Annotated in this window: 2 tRNA genes and 3 rRNA genes; all 5 read right to left on the bottom strand. The window is 41.5% G+C overall.

The features are described 5' to 3' along the window. Positions 1-149: 149 nt before the first annotated feature. Positions 150-265, bottom strand: a 5S ribosomal RNA gene (gene rrf, locus CRU91_RS11910). A 207-nt stretch (positions 266-472) separates the two neighbouring features. Further along, a 23S ribosomal RNA gene (locus CRU91_RS11905) occupies positions 473-3385 on the bottom strand. A gap of 413 nt (positions 3386-3798) precedes the next feature. Further along, a tRNA-Ala gene (locus tag CRU91_RS11900) sits at positions 3799-3874 on the bottom strand. A 49-nt stretch (positions 3875-3923) separates the two neighbouring features. Continuing rightward, positions 3924-4000, bottom strand: a tRNA-Ile gene (locus CRU91_RS11895). Positions 4001-4109: 109 nt separating this feature from the next. Beyond that, positions 4110-5627, bottom strand: a 16S ribosomal RNA gene (locus tag CRU91_RS11890). Together the 16S, 23S and 5S rRNA genes with 2 tRNA genes alongside form the textbook arrangement of a ribosomal RNA operon. Positions 5628-5943: the final 316 nt, after the last annotated feature.

The raw sequence follows: 5943 nt of genomic DNA, 5'->3' as shown, positions 1-5943 counted from the left end.
AAAAAATAAAGAGGATATAAATAAAACTTGAAGAAGGTGTTTAAATATGTTTAATTGTGTTGAGATATAGGAAATAGAATAAAAAAAGGCCTTCCCTAAAATACTAGAAGAAGTAACTTAGGAAAGGCATTTGTAAAAAAAACTCAAAGAGTTAGCGGTGACCTACGTTTCCACAAGGGGACCCTGCAGTATTATCGGCGATGAAGTGCTTGACTACCAGGTTCGGAATGGGGCTGGGTATTTCCACTTCTCTGTAACCACTAACAAAGTTGAGTAGTAAGGGCAAGATTAAAATTGAATTATTCATTTTTCATTTTTAACTTTTCATTTAAAAGCTTTGCTCTTAATACTCAACTCAAATATAGAGTTTAGATAAAGATAATGTTAAAGTCTTTTTGTATTTCATATAAAAACTAATGTAAACACAATTATTAAGTATTGTATACTTAATAAGATAGTAAACCAAAGAAATAAAAATAAGCCAAACGTTCTATTAGTACTGGTCAGCTAAACGCCTTACAACGCTTACACATCCAGCCTATCAACCAGCTAGTCTTGCTGGGAACTTCAGGGAAAGTTCATCTTAGAGTTGGCTTCGAGCTTAGATGCTTTCAGCTCTTATCACATCCGTACGTAGCTACCCAACGATGCTCTTGGCAGAACAATTGGTACACTAGTGGTACGTTCATCCCGGTCCTCTCGTACTAGGGACAAATCTCTTCAACTTTCCTACGCCCACGGAAGATAGGGACCGAACTGTCTCACGACGTTCTGAACCCAGCTCGCGTACCGCTTTAAATGGCGAACAGCCATACCCTTGGGACCGACTACAGCCCCAGGATGCGATGAGCCGACATCGAGGTGCCAAACCTCCCCGTCGATGTGAGCTCTTGGGGGAGATCAGCCTGTTATCCCCGGCGTACCTTTTATCCTTTGAGCGATGGCCCTTCCACGCAGAACCACCGGATCACTATGACCGACTTTCGTCTCTGTTCGACTTGTAGGTCTCACAGTCAAGCTAGTTTATGCCATTATACTCAACAAGCGATTTCCATCCGCTTTGAACTAACCTTTGTAAGCCTCCGTTACTATTTAGGAGGCGACCGCCCCAGTCAAACTACCCACCAGACATTGTCCTGATACAAGATAATTGTACGCAGTTAGTAACTCAAATATTCAAGGGTGGTATCTCAAGGATGGCTCCGACTCTACTGGCGTCTAGTCATCATAGCCTCCCACCTATCCTGCACATGAATATCCAAGCTACAGTGTCAAGCTGTAGTAAAGGTGCACGGGGTCTTTCCGTCTTTCCGCGGGTAGGAGGAATTTTCACCTCCACTACAATTTCACTGGATCCCTCTTTGAGACAGCTCCCATCTCGTTACGCCATTCATGCAGGTCGGTATTTAACCGACAAGGAATTTCGCTACCTTAGGACCGTTATAGTTACGGCCGCCGTTTACTCGGGCTTCAATCAAATGCTTCGCTTGCGCTGACATCATCAGTTAACCTTCGAGCACCGGGCAGGCGTCACACCTTATACATCCACTTACGTGTTAGCAAAGTGCTGTGTTTTTGGTAAACAGTCGGGAGGGACTCTTTGTTGCAACCTCTTTGGCTTTTTGAAGCAAGTTCATATACCAAAGTAGGCACACCTTATACCGAAGATACGGTGCTATTTTGCAGAGTTCCTTAAAGAGGGTTCTTCCACGCGCCTTAGAATACTCATCCCACCCACCTGTGTCGGTTTACGGTACGGGCAACATATAATATACTTAGTGGCTTTTCTTGGCACGACAGTATCATCGATTCTCCATCTCCTCCGAAGAGTGTCAAGAGCCTGTAAGATCTCGGTCTAATGTTAAGCGGATTTGCCTACTTAACAACCTACGTCCTTCGAGCCACTATTCCATCAGTGACCTCGATTAACTCTATGCGTCCCCACATCGCGCTTATATGTTGGTATTGAAATATTAATCAATTTGCCATCGTCTACCCCTTTCGGACTCGACTTAGGTCCCGACTAACCCTACGATGACGAGCATCGCGTAGGAAACCTTGGGTTTTCGGCGTTAAGGATTCTCACCTTAATTATCGCTACTCATGCCTGCATGCTCACTTCTATCCGCTCCAACGCTCCTTACCGGTACATCTTCTACGCTGAATAGAACGCTCTCCTACCACTCAATTAAAAATTGAATCTAAAGCTTCGGTGTACATCTTAGCCCCGTTATATTTTCCGCGCAGAATCACTAGACCAGTGAGCTGTTACGCTTTCTTTAAAGGATGGCTGCTTCTAAGCCAACCTCCTGGTTGTCACAGTAACTCCACATCGTTTTCCACTTAGATGTAACTTAGGGACCTTAGCTGTTAGTCTGGGTTGTTCCCCTCTCGACGATTGATTTTATCACCCACCGCCTGACTCCTGTGATTCCACATATAGTATTCATAGTTTGATAGGGTTTGGTACCGCGGTAAGCAGCCCTAGCCCATTCAGTGCTCTACCCCTATATGCTACAACACAAGGCTATACCTAAATATATTTCGGAGAGAACCAGCTATCACGAAGTTTGATTGGCCTTTCACCCCTATCCACAAGTCATCCCAAGACTTTTCAACGTCAGCGGGTTCGGTCCTCCACTGGCTCTTACACCAGCTTCAACCTGCTCATGGATAGATCACTTCGTTTCGGGTCTGCAGCTAGTGACTATGGCGCCCTATTAAGACTCGCTTTCGCTACGGCTTCGTACTTGACTTAACCTTGCCACTAACCACAACTCGCAGGCTCATTATGCAAAAGGCAGTCCATCACCCTGATAAATCATAGGGCTCTGAATGATTGTAAGCTAATGGTTTCAGGTTCTATTTCACTCTGCTCGCTGCAGTACTTTTCACCTTTCCCTCACGGTACTTGTTCACTATCGATCTGTAAGTAGTATTTAGGATTGGAGGGTGGTCCCCCCAGCTTCAGTCAAAATATCACGTGTTCCGACCTACTCAGGATACTATTAAAATTATTGATGATTTAAATTACAGGAGTTTCACCTTCTATGCTACACTTTTCCAAGTATTTCATCTATCATCTTTAATTCATATTATAGTCCTACAACCCCCAATACAAGTATTGGGTTTGTCCTTATCCGCGTTCGCTCGCCGCTACTTACGGAATCTCTTTTGATTTCTCTTCCTCTAGCTACTGAGATGTTTCACTTCACTAGGTTCGCTCCCCGTAGGGTAATATAACTCTCATTATACTGGGTTGCCCCATTCAGAAATCCACGGATCAACGCTCTTTGGCAACTCCCCGTGGCTTATCGCAGCCTAATACGTCTTTCATCGCCTCTTACAGTCTAGGCATCCACCATTAGCCCTTAATAGCTTATTAATAAATAACTCTTTCAAGTTATTTGCCTTTAAAGTATTAAAAATTAATTTAATACTTTTAGTTTGATAATATTCTTTGGCTACTATCTTATTAAATATATTTACATTTAATAATTTAGTTGTGTTCTATCTATAGTTTTATAATAAATTAAATTTATCACAAATTATTGATATGAAATTTTTTTATTTAAAATTATCTAACTCTACTACAATAAAAAACTCTCATCTCTTATCTTCATATTATTATTTAATCTTACGAAAAAATTTTAAAGACTTTAACATTATATTTTTAAATATCATACTACTTAAAATAACTAAAGTTATCTTAGTAATGTTTTCTAGTTTTAAAAACCAGATATAAACTTTTAATTTATAAAAGCTTATATCTAATTTTTAACTATTAGTTTATATATATGGTGGAGAATAGCGGGATCGAACCGCTGACCTCCTGCGTGCAAAGCAGGCGCTCTCCCAGCTGAGCTAATTCCCCAACAAAACTCTTATTTCTAATATCTCTATTAAAAGTAAAGATTATTTAATGGTGGGCCTATCAGGACTTGAACCTGAGACCTCACGATTATCAGTCGAGCGCTCTAGCCAGCTGAGCTATAGGCCCATTCACCTATATATATTTATTCAAATAATCTTTATAAACCGAACATATATTGTTAATTGTTTTTTTCTTATTCTATGTATTAAGAAACAAATCTTAATACACTTCTCTGAAAGGAGGTGATCCAACCGCAGGTTCTCCTACGGTTACCTTGTTACGACTTCACCCCAGTCGCTGAATCCACTGTGGAAGGTAGCTACTTTAGCATCCCCGCTTCGAATGAGTTCAACTCCCATGGTGTGACGGGCGGTGAGTACAAGACCCGGGAACGTATTCACCGTAGCATAGCTGATCTACGATTACTAGCGATTCCAACTTCATGTAGTCGAGTTGCAGACTACAATCCGAACTGGGAAGTATTTTATAAGATTTGCTCCACATCACTGTATCGCTGCTCTTTGTATACTCCATTGTAGCACGTGTGTAGCCCTGGACGTAAGGGCCATGATGACTTGACGTCATCCTCACCTTCCTCCTACTTGCGTAGGCAGTCTCGTTAGAGTTCTCAGCCGAACTGTTAGCAACTAACGACGAGGGTTGCGCTCGTTGCGGGACTTAACCCAACATCTCACGACACGAGCTGACGACAGCCGTGCAGCACCTGTATGCAAGTTTCTGCAAGCAGACACTAATCTATCTCTAAATCATTCTTACTATGTCAAGTCCAGGTAAGGTTCTTCGTGTATCGTCGAATTAAACCACATGCTCCACCGCTTGTGCGGGTCCCCGTCTATTCCTTTGAGTTTTAATCTTGCGACCGTACTCCCCAGGCGGTACACTTAATGTGTTAACTGCATTACTGCAAGATCTAGTCTCACAACAACTAGTGTACATCGTTTAGGGCGTGGACTACCAGGGTATCTAATCCTGTTTGCTCCCCACGCTTTCGCATCTCAGCGTCAATAATGTTCCAGTAGATCGCCTTCGCAATCGGTATTCCTTCTGATCTCTACGGATTTTACCCCTACACCAGAAATTCCATCTACCTCTCCCACATTCTAGATTAACAGTTTTCAAAGCAGTTCTATAGTTAAGCTATAGGATTTCACTTCAAACTTATCAATCCGCCTACATGCTCTTTACGCCCAGTGATTCCGAGTAACGCTTGCACCCCCCGTATTACCGCGGCTGCTGGCACGGAGTTAGCCGGTGCTTATTCATATAATACCGTCATCATCTTCTTATATAAAAGGAGTTTACGCACCGAAATGTGTCATCCTCCACGCGGCGTTGCTGCATCAGACTTTCGTCCATTGTGCAATATTCCCCACTGCTGCCTCCCGTAGGAGTCTGGACCGTGTCTCAGTTCCAGTGTGACTGATCATCCTCTCAAACCAGTTATGCGTCATTGTCTTGGTAGGCCATTACCCCACCAACTAACTGATACAATACAGGCCAATCTCTTACCAATAAATCTTTCCCTTACAAACTTCTGTTTATAAGGAATATAAGGTATTAGCAAACGTTTCCATTTGTTATCCCTTAGTAAGAGGCATATTACCTATACATTACTCACCCGTGCGCCACTTAGCTGACAGTTATAACAAGTTATAACCCGTTCTCGTTCGACTTGCATGTGTTAAGCACGCCGCCAGCGTTCACTCTGAGCCAGGATCAAACTCTCCATAAATTTACAATGAAAAATAAAAAACTACAAATTAAAAATTACATTCTAATTTACATTCTAAATCTTATCACTCTTTATAGTGTTTGAAACTGACATATTCCATAATTACTCTCTTTTAAACTATATATCTATCTCTAAACATACAACTCTCTATTAAGTTAGTTACAAAATTATCACTCAAGTTATAGACAAGTATTTTAAATAATATCTATCCCCATCTCTAGGTTAAATATTACTACTTGTACAAATTTTTTCTTTTAACATATATATTCGGTTTACAAAGATTACCCTCTCTAAACCTATCAAACTTTAAAGATCT

It is taken from the genome of Aliarcobacter vitoriensis (assembly GCF_003316695.1).
Taxonomy (GTDB): domain Bacteria; phylum Campylobacterota; class Campylobacteria; order Campylobacterales; family Arcobacteraceae; genus Aliarcobacter; species Aliarcobacter vitoriensis.
Note: the sequence above shows the minus strand (reverse complement) of the source record. Positions and strands in the feature narration are given on the sequence as shown.